General features: G+C 64.1%; 22 protein-coding genes and 1 tRNA gene. 12 read left to right on the top strand and 11 right to left on the bottom strand.

The genetic code is table 11. The features are described 5' to 3' along the window. Positions 1–134: 134 nt before the first annotated feature. From Q4543_RS07025 to tal, 6 genes are all read left to right on the top strand, one after another. A complete protein-coding gene (locus Q4543_RS07025) occupies positions 135–1,109 on the top strand; it encodes an ABC transporter permease (RefSeq protein ID WP_303437089.1) in 975 nt (324 codons plus the stop codon). A gap of 97 nt (positions 1,110–1,206) precedes the next feature. Further along, entirely contained in the window at positions 1,207–2,133 is a 927-nt protein-coding gene (locus tag Q4543_RS07020; protein WP_303437088.1) for a substrate-binding domain-containing protein, read from the top strand. A 46-nt stretch (positions 2,134–2,179) separates the two neighbouring features. Beyond that, on the top strand, positions 2,180–3,661 hold the full coding sequence (locus tag Q4543_RS07015; RefSeq protein ID WP_303437087.1) for a sugar ABC transporter ATP-binding protein: 1,482 nt from the start codon (positions 2,180–2,182) through the stop codon (positions 3,659–3,661). Between the two features lie 22 nt (positions 3,662–3,683). Next, entirely contained in the window at positions 3,684–4,451 is a 768-nt protein-coding gene (locus tag Q4543_RS07010) for an SDR family NAD(P)-dependent oxidoreductase (RefSeq protein ID WP_303437085.1), read from the top strand. 30 nt (positions 4,452–4,481) lie between these two features. Beyond that, positions 4,482–5,273 (top strand): SDR family oxidoreductase, encoded by a 792-nt coding sequence (locus Q4543_RS07005; RefSeq protein WP_303437084.1) that lies wholly within the window; start codon positions 4,482–4,484, stop codon positions 5,271–5,273. A gap of 28 nt (positions 5,274–5,301) precedes the next feature. Next, positions 5,302–6,240: a transaldolase gene (tal, locus tag Q4543_RS07000; protein WP_303437083.1), complete on the top strand. Its 939-nt coding sequence runs from the start codon at positions 5,302–5,304 to the stop codon at positions 6,238–6,240. A gap of 116 nt (positions 6,241–6,356) precedes the next feature. On the opposite strand, the gene Q4543_RS06995 is transcribed toward tal, so the two are convergent. Further along, positions 6,357–7,223, bottom strand: a complete 867-nt coding sequence (locus tag Q4543_RS06995; protein WP_303437082.1) for a MurR/RpiR family transcriptional regulator — start codon at positions 7,221–7,223, stop codon at positions 6,357–6,359. Between the two features lie 105 nt (positions 7,224–7,328). Between Q4543_RS06995 and Q4543_RS06990 the strand changes: the two genes are divergently transcribed. Genes Q4543_RS06990 through Q4543_RS06970 form a run of 5 tightly spaced genes read left to right on the top strand, consistent with a single transcriptional unit; the run spans position 7,329 to position 12,262 of the window. Continuing rightward, positions 7,329–8,357: a spermidine/putrescine ABC transporter substrate-binding protein gene (locus Q4543_RS06990; protein WP_303437081.1), complete on the top strand. Its 1,029-nt coding sequence runs from the start codon at positions 7,329–7,331 to the stop codon at positions 8,355–8,357. A 50-nt stretch (positions 8,358–8,407) separates the two neighbouring features. Continuing rightward, positions 8,408–9,469: an ABC transporter ATP-binding protein gene (locus tag Q4543_RS06985; RefSeq protein WP_303437079.1), complete on the top strand. Its 1,062-nt coding sequence runs from the start codon at positions 8,408–8,410 to the stop codon at positions 9,467–9,469. Beyond that, a complete protein-coding gene (locus Q4543_RS06980; protein WP_303437078.1) occupies positions 9,466–10,344 on the top strand; it encodes an ABC transporter permease in 879 nt (292 codons plus the stop codon). The genes Q4543_RS06985 and Q4543_RS06980 overlap by 4 nt, the downstream gene beginning before the upstream one ends. Further along, positions 10,341–11,159, top strand: a complete 819-nt coding sequence (locus Q4543_RS06975) for an ABC transporter permease (protein ID WP_303437076.1) — start codon at positions 10,341–10,343, stop codon at positions 11,157–11,159. Before Q4543_RS06980 ends, Q4543_RS06975 begins: the two co-directional genes overlap by 4 nt. Then, on the top strand, positions 11,156–12,262 hold the full coding sequence (locus Q4543_RS06970) for a P1 family peptidase (protein WP_303437075.1): 1,107 nt from the start codon (positions 11,156–11,158) through the stop codon (positions 12,260–12,262). The genes Q4543_RS06975 and Q4543_RS06970 overlap by 4 nt, the downstream gene beginning before the upstream one ends. Positions 12,263–12,265: 3 nt before the next feature. Here Q4543_RS06970 and Q4543_RS06965 read toward each other — a convergent pair whose 3' ends face one another. From Q4543_RS06965 to coxB, 7 genes are read right to left on the bottom strand one after another with little or no spacing between them, the layout of a single operon-like run. Then, a complete protein-coding gene (locus tag Q4543_RS06965; protein ID WP_303437074.1) occupies positions 12,266–12,949 on the bottom strand; it encodes an HTTM domain-containing protein in 684 nt (227 codons plus the stop codon). Then, the gene (locus tag Q4543_RS06960; protein WP_303437073.1) at positions 12,950–13,348 is read right to left on the bottom strand and encodes a hypothetical protein; all 399 of its coding nucleotides are present in this window, start codon (positions 13,346–13,348) and stop codon (positions 12,950–12,952) included. 35 nt (positions 13,349–13,383) lie between these two features. Further along, positions 13,384–14,457 (bottom strand): c-type cytochrome, encoded by a 1,074-nt coding sequence (locus Q4543_RS06955; protein ID WP_303437072.1) that lies wholly within the window; start codon positions 14,455–14,457, stop codon positions 13,384–13,386. Beyond that, positions 14,454–15,020 carry a cytochrome c oxidase assembly protein gene (locus tag Q4543_RS06950; RefSeq protein WP_303437071.1) on the bottom strand — a complete coding sequence of 189 codons (567 nt, stop codon included), beginning with the start codon at positions 15,018–15,020 and terminating at the stop codon, positions 14,454–14,456. Before Q4543_RS06950 ends, Q4543_RS06955 begins: the two co-directional genes overlap by 4 nt. Then, positions 15,020–15,436, bottom strand: a complete 417-nt coding sequence (locus Q4543_RS06945) for a hypothetical protein (RefSeq protein ID WP_303437069.1) — start codon at positions 15,434–15,436, stop codon at positions 15,020–15,022. The genes Q4543_RS06950 and Q4543_RS06945 overlap by 1 nt, the downstream gene beginning before the upstream one ends. Beyond that, positions 15,433–17,988 (bottom strand): cbb3-type cytochrome c oxidase subunit I, encoded by a 2,556-nt coding sequence (locus Q4543_RS06940; protein ID WP_303437068.1) that lies wholly within the window; start codon positions 17,986–17,988, stop codon positions 15,433–15,435. The genes Q4543_RS06945 and Q4543_RS06940 overlap by 4 nt, the downstream gene beginning before the upstream one ends. Further along, on the bottom strand, positions 17,985–18,953 hold the full coding sequence (gene coxB / locus Q4543_RS06935) for a cytochrome c oxidase subunit II (protein WP_303437067.1): 969 nt from the start codon (positions 18,951–18,953) through the stop codon (positions 17,985–17,987). The genes Q4543_RS06940 and coxB overlap by 4 nt, the downstream gene beginning before the upstream one ends. 240 nt (positions 18,954–19,193) lie before the next feature. Here coxB and Q4543_RS06930 point away from each other — a divergent pair. Continuing rightward, positions 19,194–19,267, top strand: a tRNA-Cys gene (locus tag Q4543_RS06930). Between the two features lie 81 nt (positions 19,268–19,348). Here the strand turns inward: Q4543_RS06930 and Q4543_RS06925 are convergent. Genes Q4543_RS06925 through Q4543_RS06915 form a run of 3 tightly spaced genes read right to left on the bottom strand, consistent with a single transcriptional unit; the run spans position 19,349 to position 21,218 of the window. Then, positions 19,349–20,368 carry a tyrosine-type recombinase/integrase gene (locus Q4543_RS06925; RefSeq protein ID WP_303437066.1) on the bottom strand — a complete coding sequence of 340 codons (1,020 nt, stop codon included), beginning with the start codon at positions 20,366–20,368 and terminating at the stop codon, positions 19,349–19,351. Further along, positions 20,362–20,568 (bottom strand): hypothetical protein, encoded by a 207-nt coding sequence (locus Q4543_RS06920; protein WP_303437065.1) that lies wholly within the window; start codon positions 20,566–20,568, stop codon positions 20,362–20,364. Before Q4543_RS06920 ends, Q4543_RS06925 begins: the two co-directional genes overlap by 7 nt. Beyond that, positions 20,568–21,218 (bottom strand): MerR family transcriptional regulator, encoded by a 651-nt coding sequence (locus tag Q4543_RS06915; RefSeq protein WP_303437064.1) that lies wholly within the window; start codon positions 21,216–21,218, stop codon positions 20,568–20,570. The genes Q4543_RS06920 and Q4543_RS06915 overlap by 1 nt, the downstream gene beginning before the upstream one ends. Positions 21,219–21,493: the final 275 nt, after the last annotated feature.

The raw sequence follows: 21,493 nt of genomic DNA, 5'->3' as shown, positions 1-21,493 counted from the left end.
CGCTGCGCTGCGGCGAATTTAAGGTGCATCTATGGCTTGACAGCGGGGTTATGTCGGATTAGGCATTTTCCATCATGCATGAATAAATATGCATTACACCGAAGGCCCATCGGGCACCCTTGGAGGAGGATCGGATGACCATGACCCAATCCACGTCGTCGGAGCGGCCGCGGCTTTCTGACATGTTCTCGCTGAGCGGGGCAACTGGCCCCCTGATCGGGCTGGTGCTGCTGTGCATCTTCCTGTCCTTTGCGACCGACTCGTTTTTCACCCTGCGCAACCTGCTCAATGTGCTCGACCAGATCACCGTGCTGGGGATCATGGCGGTGGGCATGACGCTGGTCATCCTGATCGGCGGCATCGACCTTGCGGTCGGCTCGGTGCTGGCGCTGGCGATGATGGTGATGGGATATGTCGCCAATGTCGCGGGCTACCCGCTGGGCATCGGCATCGCGGTGGCGCTGGCCTGCGCGGCGGCCAGCGGCGCGGTGTCGGGGCTGTTGATCACCCTGTTCAACGTGCCCGCCTTTATTTCTACGCTGGCGATGATGTCGATCGCGCGCGGCCTTGCCAACATGATCACCGATGGCCAGCAGATCGTCGGCTTTCCGGCGTGGTTCTCGATGCTGGCCTTCATCCGTTACGGCGGCTTTCTGACCGCGACCGTTGCCGTGATGCTGGTGGTGTTCGCACTGGGGTGGGTGTTCTTGCGCTACAGCTCTGCCGGGCGCAGCCTGTATGCCATTGGCGGCAATCCCGAGGTGGCGCGGCTTGCGGGCATTCGCACCAATCTGCTGACCGTCGGCGTCTATGTGGTGTCCAGCGTGCTGGCCGGGCTTGGCGGCGTGGTTCTGGCGATGCGGCTGGACTCGGTGCAGCCCACCGCTGGCTTTACCTATGAGCTCGACACCATCGCGGCGGTGGTGATCGGCGGTACCAGCCTGAGCGGCGGGCAGGGCGGCATCGTCGGCACCATCATCGGCGTGCTGATCATCGGCGTGCTGCGCAACGGGCTGAACCTGCTGGGCGTGTCGCCCTTTACCCAGGCGGTGGTGATCGGCGTGGTCATCGCGCTCGCCGTCGCTGCCGAAGCCTTCAAGAAGCGCTGAATTTTCCCGGCGGGTGCCCCGCGCCCGCCGGCCACTGCCCTGCGGGGCACCCTGACGAGACGCGAGGAGCGTTTCGAAACGACCGGAGGAGACATCCATGAAACTCAAGGCATCCCTGCTTGCAGCATCCGCCATGGCCGCGTTCGCATTCAGCGCCGAGGCCGCCGAGGTCAAGCGCCTTGGCCTTGCCGTGACCAACCTGCAGGCCGACTATTTCAACCAGATCAAGATCGGTGTTGAGGAATACGCCAAGGAAAAGGGCATCGAGGTCATCACCGTCGACGCCAAGAACGATGGTGCGACACAGGTCAGCCAGGTGCAGGATCTGCTGACCCAGAACATCGACGCGCTGATCTATCTGCCCGCTGGCGCCGCCGCCGCGACGGTTCCGGCGCGTCTGGCACGGGCGCAAGGCATCCCCGTCGTCAACGTCGACCGCAACGCCGAAGGCGAGCCGGGCGATACTTTCATCGCCACCAACAACGCCGCGTCGGCCTATGAGGTCTGCAAGCACATCATCTCTCTCGCCGGGGGCGAGGGCCAGATGATCATGATCCACGGCCAGAAGGGCACCACCCCCGAGGTCGAGCGCACCAAGGGCTGCATGATGGCCATCGAGGAAAACCCCGGCGTCGAACTGGTGGCGCAGCAGTGGTCGAACCAGTGGTCGCAGGCCGAAGGGCTTGATATCTCGCAGAACCTGCTTCAGGCGAACCCGAAGGTCAGCATCATCTTTGGTCAGGCCGACGGTCTGGCGATGGGCGCGATGCAGGGCGTGAAAGTGTCGAACATCGATCACCGCGTCTATATCGGCGGCTTTGACGGCGACACCACCGCGCTGCCGGTTCTGGCCGAGGGGGGCTATGACGCCACCGCGACCCAGCAGGTGCGCGGCATCGGTCGCCTTGCCGTGGACAGCGCCATCAAGCTGGCCGCTGGCGAAAAGCTGCCCGCCGAGCAGCTGCTGCCGGGCTTCCTGACCACGCCCGAGAACGCGGCCGACTACGTCGCCGAGCATCCGTAACCACGGCACCGGCCACCCTTATCGACACCTGCGAAAGGCAATGCTCATGACCGCTCCGATCCTGTCGCTGCGCAATATCCGCAAGTCCTACGGGCCGATTCAGGTCTTGCACGGCATCGATATCGATGTCCGTCCGGGCGAGGTGGTCGCGCTTCTAGGCGAGAACGGCGCGGGCAAATCAACGCTGTCCAAGATCATCAGCGGCACCGTCGCGCCCTCGTCGGGCGAGATGACATGGCAGGGCCAGCCCTACGCCCCGGCCAATCCGGGGGGGGCGATCGACGCGGGCGTCGGCATGATCCATCAGGAACTGATGCTGCTGCCGCATCTGAGCATCGCCGAAAACGTCTTTGTCGGGCGCTACCCGCGCCGCGCCGGGATGATCGACCGGCGCGCCATGGCGCAGCAGGCGAAGCACGGGCTGGAACGGCTGGGCCTTGATGTGTCGCCCACCCGCAAGGTCGATGGGCTGTCGACCGCCAACCAGCAGCTTGTCGAGATCGCCAAGGCGCTGACGCTGAACGCAAAGCTGCTGATCCTCGACGAGCCGACCGCCGCGTTGGGCGGCGAAGAGACCAAGCGGCTGTTCGAACAGATCGCGCGGCTGAAATCCGAAGGCGTCGGCATCATCTATATTTCGCACCGGCTTGAAGAGATCCGTCAGGTTGCCGACCGCATCGTGGTGATGCGCGACGGCGCCAAGGTGCAGGATTTCGACAGCGCCGATGTGCCGATCCGCAGCATTGTCGCGGCCATGGTGGGCCGTCAGCTTGACCGGATGTTCCCGGCGCTGCCCACGCCTTGCGATGAACCGGTGCTCGAGGTGCAGGGCCTTGCCTCGGCCCGCGGCGATTTCGAGGGCGTCAATTTCACCGTCCGCAAGGGCGAGATCCTCGGCATTGCCGGGCTGGTCGGCGCGGGCCGCACCGAGCTGGTGCGCGCCATCGCCGGGGCCGATCCCATCGCATCGGGCAAGGTGCTGCTGCACGGGCGCGATATCACGCCGAAATCCCCGCGCGATGCCATCAGGAGCGGCATCGTTCTGGTTCCCGAGGACCGCAAGCTTCAGGGGCTGGTACTGGAGCACAGCATCGCGGAAAACATCGGCTACGCCAATCTGGGCAAGGTTGCGACCGGCGGCTTCATCACCTCGGGCAAGGTGCGCGCGTTCGGTGATGCCAATATCGCCAAGTTCGGCGTCAAGGGCAAAGGCCCGCAAAAGGCCAACGAGCTGTCGGGCGGCAACCAGCAGAAGGTGGTCATCGCCAAGTGGCTCGCGCGCGATCCCAAGGTCGTGGTGCTCGACGAGCCGACGCGGGGCATCGACGTCGGTGCGCGCTCGTCGATCTACGACATCATCGTCGGCCTCGCGCAATCGGGCGTGGCGGTGATCGTCGTTAGCTCTGATCTCGAGGAAGTGCTGGGGGTGTCCAACCGCATCATGGTGATGGCGGCGGGGCGGCAGTCGGGCATTCTCGATCATGCGCAAGCCAACAACGTATCGGTGATGGAGCTGGCAACCGCCTGATCCGCGCCAAAGGGAGGACATCATGACCCGTTTTCAAGGCAAGACCGTCGTCGTGACCGGCGGCAACAAGGGCATCGGCTTTGCCATCGCGCAGCGTTTCTCGGACGAGGGGGCGAATGTGGTGCTTGCCTCGGTCGAGGAGCAGGTGATGGCGGCGGCGGCCTCGCTGCCCCGCGCCATCGGCGTGATCTGCGATGTGACCGACAAGGCCGCCGTGGTGGCGCTTTATGACGCCGCCGAGGAGGCGTTCGGCGGGGTTGATATCTCGGTCCAGAACGCCGGGATCATCACCATCGCCAAGATCGAGGATCTGAGCGAGCGCGACTGGGACGCCACCATGGACGTCAACGCCAAGGGCGCCTTCCTGTGCTGCCAGGAAGCGATCCGGCGGATGCGGCAACGCGGCGGCGGCAAGCTGATCAACATCGCCTCGGGGCAGGCGCGCGCGGGGTTCATCTATACCCCGCATTATGCCGCGTCGAAATTCGGCGTCATGGGGATGACCCAGAGCCTTGCCAAGGAGGTGGCGCTGGACAACATCACCGTCAACGCCATCTGCCCGGGCATCATCAAAACCGATATGTGGGATTACAACGACCGCGTCTGGGGCAAGATGCTGGGCGATTACGGCCCCGGCGAGCTGATGGACAGCTGGGTGCAGAATATCCCGATGAAACGCGCCGGGTCGGGCGCGGACGTGGCGGCGTTGATCGCCTTTCTTGCCAGCAGCGACGCCGATTACATCACGGGCCAGACCATCAACGTCGATGGCGGCCTGATCATGTCCTGAGCTCAGGGCAGCACGGAAGGAGTGCCAGACATGGCCGAGATCACTCTCAACACCCCAAAGATGTTCGACCTTTCGGGCCGGACCGCCTTTGTCACCGGCGCTGGTAGCGGCATTGGCCAGCGCATCGCCATGGGGCTAGCGCAATGCGGCGCCAATGTCGCGCTGATCGACCGGCGCAGCGATGACGGGCTTGCGCAGACCGCCGATTTCATCGCGCGGGCGGGCGCGAAATCGGTTCAGATCGCGGCTGATGTGACCTCGTGCGATGCCATGGCCGAGGCCGTGGCACGAACCGAGGCCGATCTGGGCCCGCTGACGCTGTGTCTGAATGCGGCGGGCATCGCCAATGCCAACAAGATCGAAGAGATGGAAGAGGATCAGTACCAGACCCTGATGGACATCAACATGAAGGGCATCTGGCTGACCTGCCGCGCGCAGGGCCGGGCGATGATCGCCCATGGCAAGGGCGGCGCGATCGTCAATATCGCGTCGATGTCGGGGGTGATCGTCAATCGTGGCCTCAATCAGGTGCATTACAATGCGTCCAAGGCCGGGGTGATCCATATGTCGAAATCCATCGCGATGGAATGGGTCGGCCATGGCATTAGGGTCAATTCGATCTCGCCGGGCTATACCGCCACGCCGATGAACACCCGCCCCGAGATGGTGCACCAGACCAAGGAATTCGAAAGCCAGACGCCGATGCAGCGCATGGCCTCGGTCGATGAGATGGTCGGCCCGGCGGTATTCCTGCTGTCGGATGCAGCCTCCTATGTCACCGGGGTGGACCTGCTGGTAGACGGCGGTTTCTGCTGCTGGTAACGCTGGCAGCAAAGGGAAAGGACATCCGATGACCACCGTATTGGAACAATTGCGCGGCATAACCAAGGTCGTGGCCGACACCGGAGAGGTCGCATCCGTCAAGCGGCTGGCGCCGGTGGATTGCACCACCAACCCCAGCCTCGTGCTGGCGGCGCTGAAGGACCCGGCGTCCGAGGCGCTGATCGCTGCCGAGATCGAAAAGGGCCGCGCCGCCGGGCTGTCGCCCGAAGCGCTGGTCGCGACGCTGACCGTCGCCGTGGGCGCCGAGTTGACGCGGCTGGTGCCGGGCCGGGTGTCGACCGAGGTCGACGCCTGCCTGAGCTTTGACAAGGACGCCTCGATCGCCCGCGCCCGCGAGATCGTCGCCGATTATGCCGCGCGCGGCATCGGCAAGGACCGTATCCTGATCAAGCTCGCGGCCACCTGGGAGGGCATCCGCGCGGCGGAAGTGCTTCAGGACGAGGGCATCGACTGCAACCTGACGCTGCTGTTCTGCATGGCGCAGGCGGTGGCTTGCGCCGATGCGGGGGCCTTCCTGATCTCGCCCTTCGTGGGGCGGATCACCGACTGGTACAAGAAGGCCGAGGGCGTCGACAGCTACGCCCCCGATGAAGACCCCGGCGTCAAATCGGTGCGCGGCATCTACGATTATTACAAGTCCAACGGCATCGACACCGTGGTGATGGGCGCGTCCTTCCGCAACACCGACCAGATCAAGGCGCTTGCGGGCTGTGACAACCTGACGATCTCGCCCAAGCTGCTCGACGAGATGGCGGCGGATACATCCGAGCTGCCGCGCATGCTGTCGCCCGAAAAGGCCACCGGTGTGGCGAAGGCCAGCTATGACGAGCCTGCCTTCCGCTGGGCGCTCAACGCCGATGCCATGGCGACGGAAAAGCTGGCCGAGGGCATCCGCAATTTTGACGCCGATCACCGCAAGCTTATCGCGCTGATCGCAGAGCGCTGAGCATCTGCCCCGGGCCGGGTTTCTGGTCTGGGGCAAAGCTTACATAAACCAGATTAGGCGCGGCTGGCTGACCAACACTGTGTCGGCCCGCCCGCTTGCGTCCGGCGTAGGCGCGTTCAGAAGATACCGATGCGCTGCGCCAGACGCTTCCAGTCGCGCAGGCGCTGGTCGGGGTCGCTGCCCGGGCCGGTTGCCACCGCATGGATCAGCAGGCTGGTCGCAGCGGTCAGGCCCAGAACCGATTCCAGAAACAGGCCGGTTTTCGAAGGCGCGTTGATCACCGCATCCGTCACCTCCTGCGCCCAGTGGCAATATTCGTCGGTCACCACCACGACCGTGCGGCCCTGCTCGCGGGCCAGCCGCGCCAGCGTTTCGCATTCGGCGGCATAGGGCACCACGTCGATGATCAGCAGGCAGCTTGCGCCTAGTTTGGGCGGATCAAGCCATTCGGACAACATGCTGTCGTGGCCAGACACAAAGCGCACGCGCGGGCGGGCCAGCGCCATCCGTCGCGCGGTGTCTTCGGCAAGGCCGCGCACGGTCTGAAACCCGGTGACATGTACCTCGTCCGCCTCGCGCAGATAGCGTTCGGCCGCTGCAAAGGCCGGAGAGCCGATCCGCGAATACACCGTACCGACGGCGCGCAGCTCGGCGGCCCTCTGCTGTTGCCAGTCGCCGCTGAGCTCGGCGGTGTCATCGCTCACGCTGTCGCCGATCACCGAATAGCGGTGGCGCAGCAGCTCCTTGAACTCTTTCATCCCGGCGCAGCCGAAGCGGCGCAGCATCCGCCCGACGGTGATTTCCGCCACCCCGGCCTTTTGCGCGATGGTCTTGCCGGTCTCGAACGAGATCGCGTTGAGGTTCAGCAGGAAATACTGCGCCACCTTGGCTTCCTGCCGGGGCAGATCCGGCAGCCCGGCTTCCATCTTGCCTATAAATTCATCGAAAGACGCCTGGGCGAAGGAGGAAAACCCGTGAGACATGCGCAATCCTATATGACAGAAAACTAACATTTGACCAAAATGACAGTATCACTCCATCTTCCCGACTCAAGGAAAAACCGGAACATCATCTGACAGGACGCCCCCATGACGCACAAATCGCCCCTTGCCCTAAGCGCAACCCTGCTGCTGGCGCCGCTTGCCGCCTCTGCTCAAGAGCGGCTGTCGCTGTACAACTGGGGCGATTACATCAACCCCGCCGTGCTTGACGCCTTTACCGAAGAAACCGGCATCGAGGTCACCCTCGACAGCTATGGTTCAAACGAGGAAATGCTTGCCAAGATCCAAGCCGGTGCCACGGGTTACGACATCGTTTTCCCGTCGGTGCACATGCATGACATCCTGTTCCAGCTTGGCCTGCTAGCCAAGACCGACATCGGCAAGGCACCCGGCTTTGCCAATATCGACCCGCAATTCGTGCGCGCGAAAACCGATCCCGATGCCGAATATTGCCTGCCCTATGCATGGGGCAATGTCGGCATCGTCTACAACAAGGCGCTGGCGGGCGAGATCACCGGCTGGGAGGATTTCTTTGCCCTTGGCGAGGCGGGCAAGAAGATCACCCTGCTGGACGATCTGCGCGAAACCATCGGCATCGGCCTGATCATGACCGGCGCTCCGGTCAACGCCACCGATCCTGCGCAGGTCAAAGCGGCGGCGGATTACGTGATCGAGCACAGCGCCGGGGTGACCGCCTTTACCTATGATTCCGTGCCGCAGGTGATTTCGGGCGATGTGGCCGCCGCGCATTGGTACGTGGGCGCGAACCTCTACGTCTCCGAGAACCCCGACACCATCGGCTACATCATCCCCAAGGAAGGCGCGACGATGTATCAGGAAGACATCTGCGTTCTGGAATCGGCGCCGAACAAGCAGGCCGCACAGGCGTTTCTTGAATTCTACCTGCACCCCGAGATCGCCGCGCTGAACGTGGCGCAGCAGATGAACGGCACCCCCAACCTGCCCGCGCAAGAGCTGATCCCCGCCGAGATCGCCGCCAACGAGACGATCTACCCGTCGCAGGAGGTCATCCAGTCGCTGCAGATCTTCGAAGACCTTGGCCGCGATCTGCAACTGTACAATGCGGAATGGACCCGCATCAAAACGTCCCGCTGATTGAAACTCTCCGGCGGGCGCGTCCCGCCGGATCGCAGGAACGAACGACTATGCCTTCTCCCCTTGAAATCGTCGGGGCCCGCAAGGTCTTTGCCACGCCCGAGGGCGGCAGCATGACCGCGCTCGACCGTGTGTCGCTGAAGCTTGCCAGCGCCGAATTCGTCACGCTGCTGGGCCCGTCGGGCTGCGGCAAGACCACCTTGCTGCGCACCATCAGCGGCTTTGAGACGCTGGACGATGGCGATGTGCTGATCGACGGCACCGCCGTCACGCAGATGCCCGCACATCGCCGCCCGGTGAACACGGTGTTCCAGCGCTACGCCCTGTTCGGGCATATGAGCGTGGGGCGCAACGTCGGCTATGCGCTTGAAATCGCGGGGCGCGACAAGCGCGAGATCGACACCCGCGTCGGCGAGATGCTGGATCTTGTCGGCATGTCCGGCATGCAGCAGCGCTCGATCGCGCAGCTTTCCGGGGGCCAGCAGCAGCGGGTGGCGCTGGCACGGGCGCTGGCGGGAAAGCCGCGACTGCTGCTGCTCGACGAGCCGCTGTCGGCGCTCGACAAGAACCTGCGCCAGAAGATGCAGCAGGAACTCAAGGCGCTGCAACGCGAGCTGGGCATCGGTTTCATTTTCGTCACCCACGATCAGGAAGAAGCCCTGACCATGTCTGACCGCATCGCGGTGCTGGCGCATGGCCGCATCCAGCAGATCGGCACGCCGGGCGCGCTGTACCGCACACCGGCCAACCTGTTCACCGCCGATTTCCTGGGCGAAAGCAACCTGCTGTCCGCAGAGGTCTCGGGCACCACTGCGCGCCTGCGTGACGGGCAAGGCTTTGCGGCGGTGCGCCGGGGCGGGCCTGCCACGCTGTTGCTGCGTCCCGAAGCGCTTTGCCTGCGTGCCCCCGACGGCCCCGCCCTGCGCTTTGACGGCACGCTGCGCGAGACGTTTTACACCGGCACGGATCATCAGGTCGTGCTCGACACCGCCGGGCATGGCACGCTGCGTGCGCTGTTGCGCGCCGACGGGGCGCTGCCCGATATCGGCGCGGCGATGACGCTCTATGCCGATGCGCAGGGGCTGCACCTGATCGACGAGGTGCTGCCATGAGTCTTGAGCGCCGCAAACGGGGTCACCTGCTTGGGCTGCTGGGCGCGCCGACACTGTTCCTGCTGGTCTTTTTCTTCGGCCCGCTGCTGATCATGCTGGTCTATGCCTTTCTGACGCCGGGGCTGTATGGCGGCGTCGACTGGGTGTTCTCGCATCTCAATTTCGGGCGCATCCTTGGCTGGGCCAACACCCGCTACGAGACGTTTGACCCGGTCTATATCGCCATCTTCCTGCGCTCGCTGCGGCTGGCCGGGCTGACGGTGCTGAGCAGCCTGCTGATCTGCTATCCGGCGGCGTTCTGGATCAGCCGGATGCGCCCTGGGCTGCGCGCCTTTGCCATCTTTCTTGTGACCCTGCCGTTCTTTGTCAGCCTGATCGTGCGGCTGTTCGCATGGGTGCTGATCCTGCGGCCCACCGGGTTTCTCAATCAGGCGCTGATGGGGGCCGGGCTGACCTCGGCGCCGGTGGAATTCCTGTACACCGATTTCGCGGTGATCCTTGGCATGACCTACGTGTTCATCCCGTTCATGTTCCTGCCGCTTTACGGCGCGATCGAAAAGCTCGACATGGCGCAGATCGAGGCGTCGTCTGATCTTGGCGCCATCCGCTGGCAGACCTTTCGCAAGGTGGTGCTACCAGCCACGATGCCGGGGATCGTCGGCGGATCGGTGATCACCTTCATCCCGGCGCTTGGAAATTTCATCGTGCCCTCGGTGCTGGGCGGGGCAAAGGTGCTGATGATCGGCAACCTGATCGAGCAGCAATTCCTGTCGGCGCGCAACTGGCCCTTCGGATCGGCGCTGGCGATGCTGGTGATGGCGGCGGTGCTGGTTCTGCTGCTGGCACAGATGCGGCTTGCGAGGGCAAGGGCATGAGTATGCGCCGCCTGCTGAGCCTTTATGGCCTGCTGTTCCTTGCTTTTGTCTACGCGCCGATCCTGCTGGTGGTGATCTATTCGTTCAACGCCAACACGCTGAACATGATGATCTGGGACGGCTTCACGCTGGATTGGTACCGGCAGATCCTCGGGATGAAGACCGCGCTGGCCGACAGCGCCACCTATGTCGACAGCACCCGGCAGCTGTACGACGCGGTGCGCACCAGCCTGATCGTCGCGCTGTCGACCTCGGCGCTGTCGACCGTGTTCGGCACCGCGCTGGCGCTGGCGGTGGCGCGCTATCGCTTCCGGCTGGCGCCGATGTACCGGGCGCTGATGATGCTGCCGATGATCATGCCCGATATCGTGCTGGGCATCGCGCTGCTGATCTTTTTCATCACCATCGGCATGAACCTGTCGATGATGACGATCATCATCGGCCAGTCGACCTTTCTGGTGTCCTATGTCTTTGTCACCGTCTCGGCCCGGCTGGCGCAAAGCGATCCCGGTCTCGAAGAGGCCTCGGCCGATCTGGGCGCCACCCCGGCGCAGACCTTTCGCAAGATCACCCTGCCGACCATCGCGCCGGGCATTCTTGGCGGCGGGCTGCTGGCCTTCATCATCTCGATGGATGATCTGGTGATCACCTATTTCATCGCCGGCACCGGCAACACCACGCTGCCGATCCACATCTGGGGGATGCTGCGCCGTGGCATCAAGCCGGAAATCAACGCCATCGCGACGCTGATGCTGCTGTTCACGCTGCTTGTCGCCGCCATCGGCCTCTACCTCAGATCGAGACGCCAGACATGACATCGCCAACCCGTCCCCGCGCCCGTGCGGTGGGGATTCCCCTGCCCGGCACGCCCGGCCCGCTCAACGCCATCACCGATGTGCCCGGCATCGAGGTCGGCACCGCCGAGCTGCTGTCATCGCGTGACCCGAAGCTGGCGACCCGTGGCATCCAGGTGCAGACCGGCGTCACCGCGATCTTGCCGCGCGGGCGCGATCCGGTGCCACGCCCGGTCTGGGCCGGGCAGTTCAGCCTGAACGGCAATGGCGAGATGACCGGGGCACATTGGGTGCGCGATGGCGGCTGGCTGGCCGGGCCGATCATGATTTCGAATTCGCATGCCATCGGGGCCTGTCATACCGCGGCGGTGCGCTGGATGATCGAAACCTATGGCGCCACGTGGGAAGACAACCACCTGTGGGCGATGCCGGTGGTTGCCGAAACCTATGACGGCGTTCTCAACGACATCAACGGCCTGCACGTCACCGAAGACCTTGCCCGCAGGGCGCTGGACGCGGCGCGCCCCGGCCCGGTTGCCGAGGGCAACAGCGGCGGCGGCGCGGGGATGATCTGCTACGAGTTCAAGGGCGGCACCGGCACCGCGTCGCGCGCCATCGACATCGACGGGCAGGGATTTACGCTTGGGGCGCTGGTGCAGGCGAACCACGGGCTGCGCCCCTGGCTGACGGTTGCCGGCAAGCGCGTCGGCGAGGCGATGACGGATCACCGGATTCCCGGCATGAGCAGCGAGCGCGGCTCGATCATCGTCATCCTCGCCACCGACCTGCCGCTGTTGCCCGGTCAGCTGGAACGGCTGTCGCGCCGTGCCGCCATCGGCATCGGGCGGGCCGGCTCGCCCGGAGGCAACAATTCCGGCGATATCTTCCTTGCGCTCTCGACTGCCAACCAGATGGAGCTGCCGCAATTTTCGGGGGCGTGGCGCCAGATGAGCTGCCTGAACGACGAGCGGCTGGACCCGGTGTACATGGCCGCGGTCGAGGCGGTGGATGAGGCGGTGCTGAATGCGCTGTGCGCCGCGCAGACCGTGCCGCTGGCCCGGCCCGCCGCGGGCTTGTGTCATGCGATCGATACAGAGCGGTTGATGGGCTTGCTGGCGGGCTGACCCCTAGCCCGTCAGCCGCCCCTGAAGCCAGATCAGCGAGGGCCAGGCGCACAGCCAGATCCAGAAGAACCGGTTCAGCCCGAACAGCAGGGCGTTCGACAAGTGAAACCCCGCCGCCAGCACCAGCCCGGCAAGCAGCGCCAGCGGGTGCAGCAGGAACAGCGGAAAGGCGTTCTCGGTCAGCATCACCAGCCAGCCGCCCCAAAAGGTGACGAGCCGCCGGTCGGCCAGCCCGCGCAGCCCTTCGCTGACCGGATAGGCGGAAAACAGGAACACGTCGCGCAGTGCCTCGCCGCTGCGCCAAGCCGGGTTCATCAGCTTGACCTGCCCCGAAATCACATAGCTAAGCACCAGCTGCACCGCGAGATAGGCCAGCGCCATTTCGGCCCAGAACCGGTCTGGCGCCAGATGCGCGGCGCTCAGGCAGGCGAGGATCAGCAAGGTCATCTTGTCCGAGCCGCCGTTGAACGGGCCGTCGTAGCGCCAGAGCCACCAGAGCCCCAACCCGAACAGGCCCCAGATCGCCGGCGCGGCCAGTGCCGGGACCAGCAGCGCGGCGCATAGCGCCAGCCGCAGGCCCAGCCACGGCGCATCGCGGCGATCTATCGCGATCTGCTCGAGGCTTTGCTGCGCCAGTGCCAGCGCCAGCATCACCTCGGTCAGCCGCAGCGCGAACTCAAAGCCCATTCAGCACGGCCCTCCGAACGGGGCGCTCTGGTACAGCACCTCGCGCATCAGCGCGCCGCCCTGTACGTTGATGAACACTAGCCGCAGCTCAAGCCGCTCGTTCGGGCGCAGTTTGCTGACCCGCTGTTGCAACTCGTGCATGGCATGGGCCGAGCCCTGTTCCACCACCCGTTCCGCCAGACTGACAAGATACAGCGCCTCGTTCCAGCGCGGGTTCCACAGCATCCGTCGGCACATGCGCGCCAGAGACAGGTGATCGGGGCGCGGCGCCACCTCGCGCCAATCGGCGCTGCCAGCGGCACAAACCTCGATCCGGGGCGAGGCGGCGACAGCGCGAAAGAACCGCCAGGACGGGATCAGGGCAGGCAGCAACAGGCGAAGCAGGCGCAGGACAATCATGCGCCGATCCTCGCGCGGGTCTGGTTAAGGCGAGGTTAGCCGCCCCCGGCGTAATAGGCGGCAAGGTCAAGAATATCGGTGTCGCTGAGCGGTCTTGCGGCGGCGGCCATCAGATGCGCGCGCGGGGTCTGCGGCACCGGGCCATCGCGGTACAAGTGCAGCCAGTTGACCAGCCAGTAGCCATCCTGCCCCGCGATCCTTGGAGTGTCGGCGCGGGCATTGGCGCCGTGGCACGATGCGCAACTGGGGATGTCGTCATGTTCGCTGCCCTGCCGGGCGAGCGTTTCGCCGCGCGCGGGATCGCCCATCGCCAGCGTCTTTGCCTGCCATGTCCCGCCCATCCCGGCGTAGCGCGCCGCCAGCGCGTCGATGGTCTGCTCGCTCAGCGGGGCGGCGAGCGGTTCCATGAAGCCGCTCTCGCGGTGCCCGTCGGCATAGGCGCTCAGCACCAGCGACAGCCATGCTTGTGACTGGCCCGCAAGCTTGGGCGCGGTGCCGTCGCGGCCCAGCCCGTCGTCGCCATGGCAGCGGGCGCAGCCCAGCTCGGGCGGGATCGCGCCCGGCAGGCCGCCAAAGCGCACGCCATCGCCGTCATAGGCCCCGGCGCGGCCAAAGGCGGCCGCCTCGAAAGAGGCCCGGTCAAAGCTGTCGTAGCGCGACAGGAAGGCCGCCAGCGCCCATGGTTCGTCATCGCGCCCTTCGCCGGGCCAAGCCGGCATGCCGGTGTATTTGAACCCGTGGCGGGCGATCCACCAGTATTCGGGGGCCTCGTAATCGCCGCTTAGCATCGGCGGTTCGGGCTGCATTCCGGTAACGACCGGGTTGCGCGCAATCCCCGGCGCGCCGTGGCAGCTCATGCAGCCGGTGGCGAAATGCCCTGCGCCAAGGCGGATCAGCCCGTCGTCGGCAAGATCGACATGTTCGGGCATATGCACGCCCCAGCCGCGCACCGTCACCGCGTTGCGCAGATACTGGTGCAGCGCCCCGCTGACGCCCGGCAGATGTGGTTTGCTGGCGGCGATGTTATAGGCACCCAGCCAGTAAAAAGCGTTGCCACCGATAACCAGCACGGCCAGCGCCGCCCCCGCCCAGAGTTTCCAGCGCGTCATGCCTGCGCCTCCTTGAGTTCCAATGCCCTCGCCAGCCGCCCCAGCGCGGCGACAAGGGTGATCGCGCCGCCCGCGCCCGCCATCAGCGCCCCGGCGATCTGCTGTTCCTGAAGCGCGCTCAGCCTCAGATGCCCGGCGCAGATCCCGCCATAGAGATCGCGCGGGCTTAGCCCGATCAGCGCCCCCAGCAGTGTCATGTGCATGGTGGTCGCCAGCAGCACCAGCGCGCCGCCGAACGGGCCAGCGCTGCGCGCTGCCGCCCAAAGCAGCATCCCCGCGCCAAGGAAGGACGCCTGTTCCAGCGCAAATCCACTGCCGGTGAACCGCGCCCAGAGATGCGGGCCCGGCAGGTGCCAGCCCCAGACAACCACCATTTCGACCACACCGCCCAGCAGCAGTGCCACCGGCCCGGCCAGCGGCAGGCGCGGCGCCCAGAGCGCCGGAACCGCCGTGGTCACCCCCAGATGCAGCACCATGTGCAGCACCATCGACCCCGTCGCCAGCCCCGGCAATGGCCCGAACCACAGCGCCGCCAGCAGCGCGCAGGCGATGGCGCGCCGCATCAGCATGTGCTGAACATGAAGCCGGGCAGCGTGGTGAAGATGATCGCCATCACCGAGAGCACGCAGAGCAACAACGAGACATGGCCGATGAATTTGTCGCGCCCGCGCTCCGAACTTTCGGTGATTTCTTCGAAGATCACGAAGACGCCGCCGTAGCGCCGCACTGCCATCATCCCCAGCCAGACGATCAGCGCGATGCAAACCACCCCCATGGCGACGATGATCCAGCGCGGCTCGCTCAGCGCTGGCCCGGCCTTGGCGCACCATGTCGCCGCCAGCACATAGCTGGCCACGAAATGAATCGCCCAGAGCGTCGGGGCGGCGACCATGATCCAGACCGAGCCTTGATCGATGACCCGCGGTGCGTCTCCCGGAGGGCCAAAGCGGCCCGGCTGCTTGTCGGATTCGTGTCTCATACCGCACCCATCAGCATTGGGAACACCGCCAGCAGGATGAAGATGACAATCGCCGTCAGTGCCAGAAAATGGGTGAACAGCGTCAGGTTCATCAGGTCTGCCCGGTAGTCCGGGTTGCAGATGTCGGCCCAGATGCGCGCCGCGACATAGACATGCATCACCGCGTTCAGCAGCAAATGCAGCCCCATCCACAGCACCAGCATCCAGACCATCGCATCAAAGCTGTGCACGGTCGGATCAAGCCCGGCCTCATGGGCGGCAAAGGCCCAGGCCCCCAGCCCGGCAAAGCCCGCCAGCACTGCCCCCAGCAGCAGCGCCATCGCGGTGCCGCGCGCGCCCTGCCCCAGTTGCCGGCGCGCGCCGACGCTCATCAACCAGCCGACAATCAGCCCGCCAAGACCGAGAAGCAGCCAGTGCAACGCCGGGATCTGCGCCGCGACCGGGAAGAAATCGGGCAGCGCCGTCCAGTAGAAGAGATAGCTGAACACCAGCCCCATAAAGGCGGTCATATCGCCGGTCATGGTGATGAACACCGCCCACCAGCCGGGCGAGCGGTTGCCCTGCGCATAGGTTGGCAGCGTCAGCCCGCGCCCCACCGGCTTGCTGGGCCGCTCGGGAATTTCAGAGGTGCCGGTCCACAGCCACCACAGGGTGAAGCCGATGAATCCCGCGCCGAATGCCAGCGCCAGCGACCAGAGGTGAAAGGTGGCAAGGATAAACACCGTGCCAAGGCAGAAGGCCGAGCCAAGCGTCAGGAAGGTCGGCCCGCCGACCCGCTGCACGTAGAGGGGCCGCGCGTCGAGAATATCGGTCACGATCAGCTCGCGCTTGCCCTCTTCGGCGTCAGGCAGGAACCATTCACCCCGGTCGATCTGCTCGACGAGGCCGGGCTGCTCCCACAGCGGATAGCGGGTGTGGATATAGGGGATCGACCGCGCGCCCCACGGCTTGCCCGGAACTTCGCCGGACCATTCCATGGTGCCAGCGTTCCAGATGTTGCGCGCGACCAGTGGCGCCTTGCCCCGTGGCCAGAGCACGTTGGCGGCCAGCACCGCGAAACCGGCGGCAAAAACAAAGGCCCCGATGGTCGATACCATGTTCAGCACCGCCCAGCCATCGGAGAGATCATATGTCCAGACCCGGCGCGGCATGCCCATGATGCCGGTCCAGTGCATTGGCAGGAAGGCAAGGTTGAACCCGCCGAACATCAGCCAGAACGCCCAGCGGGACGCACGGTCATTCATCGCCCTTTGCGTCACGAACGGGTACCAGTAGCAAATCCCCGCCATCAGCGGGAACAGCATCCCGCCAATCAGCGTGTAATGCAGATGCGCCACGACGAAATAGCTGTCATGCGCCTGCCAGTCGAAGGGCACCAGCGCCACCATGACACCGGTCAGCCCGCCAAAGACAAAGATCGCCAGCGCGCCGCCTGCAAACAGCATCGGCACCGAAGGGCGCAGCTTGCTGACCAGCATCGTGGCAATGAAGCAGAATATCTGGATGCCGGTCGGCACCGCCACCGCCTCGGAGGCCGCGCTGAAGAAACTCAGCGAGATTTCCGGCAGCCCGGTGGTGAACATGTGATGCACCCAGAGCCCAAAGCTCAGGAAGGCCACGCCGATCGCAGACAGCACGATCCAGCTATGCCCCACCATGGGCCGCCCGGCAAAGGTCGGCAGCATCGTCGCGATCAGCGCGATCGATGGCAGGAACACGATATAAACCTCGGGGTGGCCAAAGATCCAGAACAGGTGCTGCCACAGCATCGGATCGCCGCCCCGGTCGACATCGAAGAAGGCCCAGCCAAAGGCGCGCTCCATCTCGAGCAGCAGATCCCCGGCGATCAACGGCGGGAAGGCAAACAGGATCATCCCTGCCACCACCAGAACGTACCAGCAATAAAGCGGCATCAGGTTCAGCCGCATCCCCGGGGGGCGGCATTTCAGCACGCCGACGATCAGCTCGACGGCGGCGGCGATGCTCGACACCTCGATGAACGACAGGCCGAGCAGCCAGATATCGGCGCCAAGCCCGCTGTATTCGGTGTTCGACGACAGCGGCGTGTACATGAACCAGCCGCCATCGGGGGCCACGCCGAACAGGATCGAGCCGCAGACGAACACACCGCCGATCAGGAAGCACCAGTAGCCAAAGGCCGACAGCCGCGGAAACGGCAGATCGCGCGCGCCAAGGATTTCGGGCAGGATCAGGATCGCCACCGCCTCGAAGATCGGCACCGCAAACAGGAACATCATCGCCGTGCCGTGCAGGGTGAACAGCTGGTTATAAAGCTGCTGGCTGAACAGATCGTTGTTCGGCACCGCCAGCTGCGCCCGGATCATCAGCGCAAGGATGCCCGCAAAGACGAAGAAGGCGAAGGAGGTCAGCAGATACCATTTGCCGATATGGCTGTTGTTGACTGCGGTGATGATCTTCCAGCCCGGCGGCTCTTGCCAGACCGTCATCAGGCGTGCGCGCTGCGCCTTGTCGCGGGCCTCGTCAAAAGGCTGGGCGGGCGGCAGCTTGGAAAGGTCTATTTCCTGTGTCATTCGGCGTGATCCAGGCTCATGAGGAACGTGACGAGCCGGTCAAGGCGCGCGCCGTCCAGATCGGGATAGGGCGGCATGTCGATGCCCGGCTTCATCTCGTGGGTTTCGGTGACCCACCGGGCCATGTTGTCTGCGTTCATGGCGTAGATCCCGGCGCCAAGCCGCTCGCGGGCGGCGACATGGGTCAGGTCGGGGCCGACCGGTCCGGCAGCCTGCGTGCCGCGAATGCTGTGGCAGGCGCCGCAGCCCTCTTCGAGAAAGATCGCAAGGCCGGGATCGCCCTCGGCCACCTGCGCAGGCGCGGCTTCGGCGGCGAGCCATGCGTCGAAATCCTCCGGCTCCATCACCACCGCGTCAAAGCGCATCAGCGCATGCGCCCCGCCGCAGAATTCGGCGCAGAGCCCGCCCCAGCTGCCGGTCTTTTGCGGGGTCAACGCAAGCGTGGTTTCGCGGCCGGGGATCATGTCCATCTTGCCGCCCAGGGCGGGAACCCAGAACGAATGAATTACATCATCCGCCGTCAGCCGGAACAGCGCGGTCTGGCCCACCGGCAGGCGGATCTCGTTGGCGGTCACCACGTCGCCATCAGGGCCGTCGTAGATCACTCGCCACCACCAGCGCTCGCCATCGACCCGCACGGTGATGTCGCCGCCATCCGAGGTGATGTCGCGCAGGATGACCATGCCCCAGATCAGCAGGCCGCTGACCAGAAATGTCGGAATCACCGCGCCGCCCCAGATGATGAACCAGCGCGCCTGTCGTTCCAGCTTGGGGTCGACCTGCCGCCGATTCGCATAGACGGCGGCGGCGATGATGGTGCACCAGATGACGGCTGCGCCGATCAGCAGGACCCAGAACAGATGTTCGATACGGGCCGCCTCGGCCCCGGCGCCCGCAAGCCAGTTATGTCGTCCCGCGCAGCCGCCGAGCAGCAGCGGGCTGATGAGGAAAACGGCGTTCCGCAATGGTTCGGCCCTGTCTGGATAACCCTTGAGAGGCGAACCAACGGGATCGCAAACTGTTCCCGAGAAAATGAACTGATGTGTTCGCGTGTGTGACCACGGGCCTCCAAGACGCTTGCAGGCGCTCCCGACGAGGGCCAATGCGCACCCGATCCGGGCCGGAGGCTACCAGCTTTCACCACAGACCGCTTGACCACTTGCGCCGCCTTGTGACATCGGCTAAATGGCGTGAACCACACGGATGGCGAGTTGGCGGAGTGGTGACGCAGCGGATTGCAAATCCGTGTACAGGAGTTCGATTCTCCTACTCGCCTCCATATTTTTCAATGCGTTAGCATGATCGCGTTGGGTCAGGGTATCAATTTGGGTATCAGTTTCACGTTCTGTGCTTGTTCTATTCATTTGCGCTTCGCCGCAGCTTGACGTGCTCGCATGATTTGCCTTGCCTCCCCCGCATATTTGATAATCATCGCTTTTGAAGTGTGACCGCTGAAGCTGGCGATCTCGTCATCGGTGCATCCCGCCCATGCCAATTCCATCACGCCGCGATAGCGCAGGGCGTGTTGATCAAAGTCCATGAGGCCCAGTCGCTTGCGTTCGCGCACCATGACGCGTGCCATTGCGTGATAGTCCATCGCCGAGCCATCCGATCGCGTCAGGATGTGCCGAGACGGGTGTGGTGCGAATGCAAGCTCAGCCTTGGCACGATCCAGCGCCGCTTTGAGCGCGGCAGTGCAGGGAAGTTGGAGCGGCTTGTCTGTCTTATTCTGGCGCAGCTTGAGCGTATCCCCGTCATAGTCTCCCCACTGGAAGTCTACCCAATCGCCCGGACGCTGGACGCTACCCACACCGATCTCAAAAATGAGCAGCGGGATTGCCTCGCCTTCACTGCGCATCTTTTCCACCGCCCAGTCCTCCCACGGCAGATGAGGCTTCTGACGTGCCTTTGGCACCTTGAGCGGCTCAATGTCGATCGCCGGGTTATCCTTTCGCCACCGCTTTCGGATCGCGAGCTTGGACAACATGCTGATTGCGGTCGGGATATAATTGGCGAACCGGATACGATCCCGATTCTTCTCCATCGCGTCATAGATGTCCGCCTGGGTCAGGCAGGCTACATCCGCATGACCGACCTTCTCTTTGAGATATTCAAAGACACGTTCAAGGTCTTTGCGATAGCGCGGTGAGAAGTTGGACCATTTGTCCGTTTCCTTCATCGCCTCGATCAACGCGCCCCATGAAGTTTTAGCCGCTGCTTTCTTGCCGCTCACGATTTCCCAATACTGGCGATCAAATTCGGCGGTGCCTTCCTCCGCCTTGATCCGGCCCAGGTAGGCCATCTTGCCGTTCATGTACTTCCTGACATACCAGCGGCCAGCGGGATGACGCCAAAGCAGTTTCTTGCGATGGGTCACCATTCGATCACCCCTGCACCATTGGCCAAATCACCGAGGGCGATGGCGCGCAGTTGCTCCACATCCCAACGCTCGAATCCGCCGATTTCGGCAGGTTTTGGCAACACTCCCGCATCCACTAGCCCGCGAAAATCGGCGGGCTTCATGTCGAGCAGCTTCGCAGCGTTGCGTTCAGTGGCGAGAATAAGCGCAAGCGATGCCATCACTGGCCTTCCTCGTCCAAACGAATTGCCGGGCGGGGAAGTCGGTCGATCACCATTTGCGCCAGAGCCCCGAGGCAAAAGAGCATGACCGGCCCTTGTACATATGGCTGACCGTGTTGAATATTCCCGAAGAAGTCGTCGTCTTCATCCTCATCGCCGAAAAGAAACTCCAGCCCTCCGTCCGCCCAAATAATCAACCAGCTAGGATGCTTCATCTCGGCAACTCCGGCCATCTGCTCAGCCGCCTTGATCATGATTTCTTGGCTGCGCACGAATTCAAGCGTCTCAATGCGAAACTCGGCGCCAAACCTTGCCTTGAACGGGGAAATCTCTTCTTCCGAGATTTCCCCAAGCTCTGCTTTTGCCATGGCATGAACACCTTCCGAAAATGCTTTCATGCTACAGATCGTGCTTTGGAAAATCGCACGGGCAGTTTCGCTCGCAAACTCTTTTGCCGCTTCCGGGGTGGTCCCGCGCGAAACCAGCATGCCCATCACGAACATGACCAGCATGTCAGCCAAGTTGTAACGTGCGTGACCTTCCTGCCGAGGCAGGTGGCCAGCACGGCGCCAGTTGCGAACTGTCGCTTGTTTGACCGCTGTAATCGCCTCGGCTTCCGCTGGCGTATATGTCTCAAGTTTCAGTTTCATCTGCTACACCTAAATTCGTGTAACGTAACGCAATTTATAACTTCGTGTCAACAAACGCATTTTGAGGCAGGGGGATTTTCACCACCCCAAATCAGCGTTTCCCGCAGCTTCGGAGCAGTCGTTCTCTGCGCGCGCGCTAAGGTCTGCAATAACCTCCAACAGCGATGCCACAGCGGCGGGGACGTGAGGGTGTTTTAGGGCTCTGTTGCACAAAGCCGCTGATGGCCAAGCTGCCCCTTCCCCCGGACACACTTATCCTACAGCCTCGGTCACGG

This window comes from Salipiger sp. 1_MG-2023 (assembly GCF_030547555.1).
Taxonomy (GTDB): domain Bacteria; phylum Pseudomonadota; class Alphaproteobacteria; order Rhodobacterales; family Rhodobacteraceae; genus Salipiger.
This window is presented reverse-complemented; position numbering and strand designations above follow the sequence as displayed.

What these genes read in the sequence shown, in the direction of transcription:
- Q4543_RS07025 (WP_303437089.1), top strand. Translation starts at nt 135, where the DNA reads ATGACCATGACCCAATCCACGTCGTCGGAGCGGCCGCGGCTTTCTGAC.
- Q4543_RS07020 (WP_303437088.1), top strand. Translation starts at nt 1,207, where the DNA reads ATGAAACTCAAGGCATCCCTGCTTGCAGCATCCGCCATGGCCGCGTTC.
- Q4543_RS07015 (WP_303437087.1), top strand. Translation starts at nt 2,180, where the DNA reads ATGACCGCTCCGATCCTGTCGCTGCGCAATATCCGCAAGTCCTACGGG.
- Q4543_RS07010 (WP_303437085.1), top strand. Translation starts at nt 3,684, where the DNA reads ATGACCCGTTTTCAAGGCAAGACCGTCGTCGTGACCGGCGGCAACAAG.
- Q4543_RS07005 (WP_303437084.1), top strand. Translation starts at nt 4,482, where the DNA reads ATGGCCGAGATCACTCTCAACACCCCAAAGATGTTCGACCTTTCGGGC.
- tal (WP_303437083.1), top strand. Translation starts at nt 5,302, where the DNA reads ATGACCACCGTATTGGAACAATTGCGCGGCATAACCAAGGTCGTGGCC.
- Q4543_RS06995 (WP_303437082.1), bottom strand. Translation starts at nt 7,223, where the DNA reads ATGTCTCACGGGTTTTCCTCCTTCGCCCAGGCGTCTTTCGATGAATTT.
- Q4543_RS06990 (WP_303437081.1), top strand. Translation starts at nt 7,329, where the DNA reads ATGACGCACAAATCGCCCCTTGCCCTAAGCGCAACCCTGCTGCTGGCG.
- Q4543_RS06985 (WP_303437079.1), top strand. Translation starts at nt 8,408, where the DNA reads ATGCCTTCTCCCCTTGAAATCGTCGGGGCCCGCAAGGTCTTTGCCACG.
- Q4543_RS06980 (WP_303437078.1), top strand. Translation starts at nt 9,466, where the DNA reads ATGAGTCTTGAGCGCCGCAAACGGGGTCACCTGCTTGGGCTGCTGGGC.
- Q4543_RS06975 (WP_303437076.1), top strand. Translation starts at nt 10,341, where the DNA reads ATGAGTATGCGCCGCCTGCTGAGCCTTTATGGCCTGCTGTTCCTTGCT.
- Q4543_RS06970 (WP_303437075.1), top strand. Translation starts at nt 11,156, where the DNA reads ATGACATCGCCAACCCGTCCCCGCGCCCGTGCGGTGGGGATTCCCCTG.
- Q4543_RS06965 (WP_303437074.1), bottom strand. Translation starts at nt 12,949, where the DNA reads ATGGGCTTTGAGTTCGCGCTGCGGCTGACCGAGGTGATGCTGGCGCTG.
- Q4543_RS06960 (WP_303437073.1), bottom strand. Translation starts at nt 13,348, where the DNA reads ATGATTGTCCTGCGCCTGCTTCGCCTGTTGCTGCCTGCCCTGATCCCG.
- Q4543_RS06955 (WP_303437072.1), bottom strand. Translation starts at nt 14,457, where the DNA reads ATGACGCGCTGGAAACTCTGGGCGGGGGCGGCGCTGGCCGTGCTGGTT.
- Q4543_RS06950 (WP_303437071.1), bottom strand. Translation starts at nt 15,020, where the DNA reads ATGCGGCGCGCCATCGCCTGCGCGCTGCTGGCGGCGCTGTGGTTCGGG.
- Q4543_RS06945 (WP_303437069.1), bottom strand. Translation starts at nt 15,436, where the DNA reads ATGAGACACGAATCCGACAAGCAGCCGGGCCGCTTTGGCCCTCCGGGA.
- Q4543_RS06940 (WP_303437068.1), bottom strand. Translation starts at nt 17,988, where the DNA reads ATGACACAGGAAATAGACCTTTCCAAGCTGCCGCCCGCCCAGCCTTTT.
- Q4543_RS06925 (WP_303437066.1), bottom strand. Translation starts at nt 20,368, where the DNA reads ATGGTGACCCATCGCAAGAAACTGCTTTGGCGTCATCCCGCTGGCCGC.
- Q4543_RS06920 (WP_303437065.1), bottom strand. Translation starts at nt 20,568, where the DNA reads ATGGCATCGCTTGCGCTTATTCTCGCCACTGAACGCAACGCTGCGAAG.
- Q4543_RS06915 (WP_303437064.1), bottom strand. Translation starts at nt 21,218, where the DNA reads ATGAAACTGAAACTTGAGACATATACGCCAGCGGAAGCCGAGGCGATT.